At 37.1% G+C, this 4648-nt stretch carries 5 protein-coding genes; all 5 read right to left on the bottom strand.

Annotated features, from left to right (window positions below; genetic code table 11):
- Window positions 1-71: 71 nt before the first annotated feature.
- Window positions 72-560 (bottom strand): uracil-DNA glycosylase family protein, encoded by a 489-nt coding sequence (locus tag QZ019_RS09345; RefSeq protein ID WP_295484502.1) that lies wholly within the window; start codon window positions 558-560, stop codon window positions 72-74.
- A complete protein-coding gene (locus QZ019_RS09340) occupies window positions 561-863 on the bottom strand; it encodes a hypothetical protein (RefSeq protein ID WP_295484500.1) in 303 nt (100 codons plus the stop codon).
- A 42-nt stretch (window positions 864-905) separates the two neighbouring features.
- Entirely contained in the window at window positions 906-2459 is a 1554-nt protein-coding gene (locus QZ019_RS09335; protein WP_295484498.1) for a GGDEF domain-containing protein, read from the bottom strand.
- Between the two features lie 139 nt (window positions 2460-2598).
- Window positions 2599-3354 carry a 3-deoxy-manno-octulosonate cytidylyltransferase gene (gene kdsB / locus QZ019_RS09330; RefSeq protein WP_294568185.1) on the bottom strand — a complete coding sequence of 252 codons (756 nt, stop codon included), beginning with the start codon at window positions 3352-3354 and terminating at the stop codon, window positions 2599-2601.
- A 15-nt stretch (window positions 3355-3369) separates the two neighbouring features.
- Window positions 3370-4422, bottom strand: coding sequence for a tetraacyldisaccharide 4'-kinase (lpxK, locus tag QZ019_RS09325; RefSeq protein ID WP_295484497.1), 1053 nt, complete (start codon window positions 4420-4422; stop codon window positions 3370-3372).
- Window positions 4423-4648: the final 226 nt, after the last annotated feature.

Raw genomic sequence — 4648 nt, 5'->3', positions numbered from 1 at the left:
AAGGGGCGTCCGCCATTTAAAAAAACACCTTTAAAAGATATCTTAGATTGTTGATAAATAAGTAAATATGTTTAATTTTTATATAAACTATTAGAGTAAAAAATTAACTTCTGAAGTACATCCACATGCTCATTTTCATTTTTGCCTTGAGGATGCTCAGTTACAATAAAATAAATATCTCCAATCTTTATCAAATCAGCTTTATATTTTTCACCCCAAACCAAAGAGCATTTTACTGTCGGTAGTTTCCCTTCATTTAAATGCTTTAAAAAGCTGTCTGCCCACTCCATACCTGTTAAAAAAAGTACGATTTTTGGTGATAATAATTCAATTTCTTTATGTAAAATACGACAACAATTAATAAACTGCCATCCACAAATAAAATCACCAGGATTTCCTTGTTCAGATGGTGAAACTTTATATAAATTGCTCCATGCTACGTAATTAAACCAAGAATTAGGATAGTAATAAGATGCGACTCTTTTGACAACACGCCAAAAAGGCGAACGTAATGTATTGTATCCTTTTTTATTTCCCTCTAAATTTTCAATCCATTCCATTTAATCATGGACATCAAAAATAGGCTTACAAGTTTTTTCATAACTTTCTTTGTCTCCAAAAAGTAAATCGACCTCTCCGATTTCATTGTTTCTCCAACCGTTGACTGAACGCCCAACAAACAAAATTCCTTTGTGTTTTTCTTCAGGAAATTCTTTTCCCCATTGCAAGCAGAAAACACTGTATTGATTTTTATCCAATACACATTCTGATTGATTTAATAAATCAATATATAAAGGCTTTAATCCTTGTTTAAAAATATCTGACCGATAATTTCTCATAGAACATTTTTCTTTTACAATCATTATAGTCAAAACATCATCTTTGATTTTATTATAAATAATCAATTACAACTTAAGCACTTCCTCATACGAAACCGCGCAGTTTCGTCCGCAATTTTTAGCCCGATATAGAGCATCATCAGCCTGATGAATCAGATCAATTAAAGTTTCAGACTTATCATCTTGAGCTATAAGCGAAGTTCCGGCACTGATGGTTACCGGTTTATAGTTTCTACCTTTATTCAATAAATTGAGATTCTCTATTTCCTTACACAAACGACAGGCAATCTTAATTACATCTTCTTGTTTTACATCAAATAAAATTATGCAAAACTCCTCTCCGCCGTAGCGATAAATTAAATCGCCGTTAGCAACTTTTTCTTTTAATACCGCTGCAACCTTGTGTAAAACCTTATCTCCCTCAAGATGCCCCATGGTGTCATTAAGACACTTAAAATAATCAATATCCATCATGCATACCGCCATACCCTTTTTGGCAAACGGCTTTTCCCGAATCAAAAGATTTAAAGCACGGCGATTTAAAAGCTGCGTCAAATCATCAATTAAAGCAAGATTCTTTAAATCCTTATTTTGTTTTTGTAATTCAAATGATTCTGAATAAACTGCACTTACGTCTTTAAACAGCGGATTTAAAAGTGAGTAAATATCCTGTATTTCACCGATTTTACTTGACGACATAACCTGTATAGGCTGCTTAGTGCGATGAAACTCCCTGATTTCTTTAGCAATCTTATAGATTGGTGAAACAATAAAGAAATGAATTAAAAACAATTCAACAAGAACCATGACGACTGCAATAACAATCACAGCCCTAACCATATGCCGCACGGTTCCTACATTATCCTCAATTTCAAAAATATCTTTAATTAAACTGTAATTGTGCTTACCAGAAAGCGTCTGCCCGAAATCTTTTATATCTTGCGAGATCAACTTGTACTCTTCATCAAGCTGCTGTCTTTTTGCATAAAGTTCATCCAAATTTTTCTCTAAATCAGTATAAGCAGGCAGCAGCGCATCACAATAACTTAAAGTATTGCTTTCATTTACTTCCTTACTTAAGCAGCGAGTTTTTAACTCCGTATAATTTTTAGAAAATACTTTTAAAATCTTATAATCAGCTTGTTTATCCAAAAGAGATGCCGGTGCAATCAGTATTTTTTTATAAAAATCAATATCCTGACCTAATTCATTTACATATTGAACTTTATCAAATAAATATTTACGCAAAGAAAGCACTTCCATGCGCACATCGTAAACAGCTCCGATCCTTGTTTTAAATCCGATAATTTCTTTTTCATAAGGAGCGCAATAGTCACTGTTTAATCTGCGACTTGAGGCATAAGCGCTATCTACCAAATTAAAATCATTTGAAAAACAAATAAGTTCAAGCGAGTGCTGTAAATCCTGAAGTTTTTGCAAAAGACCCTGAGTCTCTATAAAATCAGGCACCATGTTATCGGTGATGTAATTGCTTTTTTCTTCAATCGAATTGAAATTAACGTGTAAAAACACCAGCAAAATGCCGATGGCAATAAGAAACGGAAACAACAAGAGCAAAGCATAAAATCTAATACTTAATGCTTTATTTTTCTGCTGCATCCCTACACCCTTCCAAACATAAATCTCCTCTATATCTTATTGTAAGTCCTAAAAATAAAAGCAGACTTTAAAACATGCAAAAATGCATGATTAAAAGCCTGCTTAGTTCAAACTTTTAAAAAATTAAGTGCTTTTTTACTTACTTGCGCAAAATATCATTCACGCGCTGCAAGTCATCAGCGGTATCAACTCCGGTTTCAGGCGGTCTATCCGTGATGCCTACGGCAATACTCATGCCAAAATGCAGCAAACGCAGTTGCTCTAGTGATTCACTCTTTTCAAGCATGCTTTGAGGCTTTGAATGATAGTCAAGAATAGTCTTTGCCTTATAAGCATAGATACCGATATGGTGGTAATGATCGTATTGCAGTTTGGTTACCTCGCCTTTTCCGAAATTATCGCGCTCATAAGGTATCGGGCAGCGACTGAAGTACAAAGCAAAGCCTTCTTTATCCATTACCACTTTCACGCATCCCGGATCAAAGACGTCTTTGATGTTATCAATCTTGGCGCATAAAGTTGCCATATCCGCGTTCTTGTCAATTAGAAGTTTGGCAACATTATCAATAAGCTCCGGCTCAATTAAAGGCTCATCACCCTGAACATTGACGATAACGGTTTCAGGGTCGAGCTTTAAAATTCCAATCATCTCTGCGATGCGATCGGTTCCGCATTTGCAGTCAAGCGAGGTCTGACAGACGGTAACGGGGACGCCGTCAAGAACGTCTTCGACTCTTTTATCATCAACGCAGGCAATAACCTCTTTTGCTTTTGATTTTAGAGCCTGCAGACAGACTCTTTTTATCATAGGCATACCGCCTACATCGCATAAAGGCTTACCGGGAAGTCTAGTGGATGCGTAACGGGCGGGAATCGCCACAATATATTCGCTCATTCAAACCTCATCTTTTTACTTGTCTGACAATTCATTGTTATTTAAGCGCTTTTGGGCGTCCATACGTCTTAAAGCCACCTTATTATCACTATCCTTGATTTTTTCCATAATGCTTTCATAAAAACGGTTGCTTAAATCAGCTTCAACCTCAAGCACGAAAACATTGGGCAAATCATAACTGTGATATTTAATCGCGTCTTTTGCGGTCATGATAACCGGCAGAGTTTTAGCTTTAGCTCTGATTGCATCAGGATCTAGGCGCTCATGATCGCCTGCCTCAAGCGTATCTTTTACTATATAACCGCAATCTTCAAGCGTACGGTAAAAACGCCCGGGATTGCCGATCCCGGCAAGTGCGCAAACTTCAGCGTTTCTTGGCAATTCTTCATTTCTACCATCATTAACAGGCCGCGGAGGTCTTGGCCTCAATACCATAGTGTAATATCCGGATTTTGCCATCGCCGCATTAACCACTACAGCATCCACGGTATTTAAGCGCCATTTACCTTCACGAAGCGGACCTGCCGGCAAAAGCATCCCGTTGCCAAGCATTCTGTTGCCGTCTAAAACCGCGATTTCAACATCACGATCAAGAGAATAATGCTGCATACCGTCATCAGTGATGATAATGTCAACCCCAAGACGGGCAAGAGCGTCAGCCCCGCGAGATCTGTCCGGATCGATTACTACTTTGGCCCCGGTTTGTCTTTTTATAAGCAACGGCTCATCACCGCTTATTGAAGCATCGTCATCTGCTTTAACTTCATACGGATATGAAGGAGCTTTGGCTTTATACCCTCGAGATAAAACACCCGGGGTATAACCTTGACTTATAAGTTCTTTGACTAAAGCTACGCATAAAGGTGTTTTACCAGATCCGCCTACGGTAATGCCGCCCACGACAACGACAGGAACGTCCGGTGCTTTTGATTCAAAAACTTCTGTACCGTATAAAAAGCGCCGTGCCGCGGTGGCAAACTTAAAGACGCAGGAAAAAGGAATAAGGGGCAAACGCATCAAAAATGCACCTGCGCCTTTTTCATACCAAATTTTATCTATAACTGACAATTTCTCTTTTTTCTCTTTTATACAGAATTTTTCTCATTGTAACAGAAAGAAATTTATTAGGATCTGTAATAGATCATGACTTAAGTCATTTGCAAATTCACATCAAAATTATATTTTCAGAATCAGCTAACTTTAAAAGCTTTTACATATTCATTAACCGCTAAAAATCATTTCTCTTAACAAATACCAATCTTTTCAAGAAGCTTTTAAAAACAACGAATTGAAG

The sequence above is a fragment of the uncultured Succinatimonas sp. genome (assembly GCF_905203285.1).
In the GTDB taxonomy this organism is placed as follows: Bacteria; Pseudomonadota; Gammaproteobacteria; order Enterobacterales; family Succinivibrionaceae; genus Succinatimonas.
This window is presented reverse-complemented; position numbering and strand designations above follow the sequence as displayed.